The organism is Staphylococcus sp. EG-SA-15 (assembly GCF_017151895.1).
Taxonomy (GTDB): Bacteria; Bacillota; Bacilli; order Staphylococcales; family Staphylococcaceae; genus Staphylococcus; species Staphylococcus aureus.
The window spans coordinates 1-329 of record NZ_JACVZN010000094.1 but is presented as its reverse complement, the minus strand read 5'-3'; the positions used below and the strand labels follow the sequence as shown (position 1 = coordinate 329).

Here is a 329-nt window from a genome sequence, read left to right as displayed (position 1 = left end):
CTTTCGAACACTAGCGATTATTTCTTATGAATTCAAGCTTATTTAAAACTCTTTATTCACTCGGTTTTGCTTGGTAAAATCTATATTTTACTTACTTATCTAGTTTTCAATGTACAAATAATGGTGGGCCTAAGTGGACTCGAACCACCGACCTCACGCTTATCAGGCGTGCGCTCTAACCAGCTGAGCTATAGGCCCATTTTTTGAATGTTAAATAAACATTCAAAACTGAATACAATATGTCACGTTATTCCGCATCTTCTGAAGAAGATGTTCCGAATATATCCTTAGAAAGGAGGTGATCCAGCCGCACCTTCCGATACGGCTAC

General features: G+C 38.6%; 1 tRNA gene. It reads right to left on the bottom strand.

Going from position 1 to position 329, the window contains the following annotated elements:
- Positions 1-121 precede the first annotated feature (121 nt).
- Positions 122-198, bottom strand: a tRNA-Ile gene (locus tag IDG64_RS14490).
- Positions 199-329: the final 131 nt, after the last annotated feature.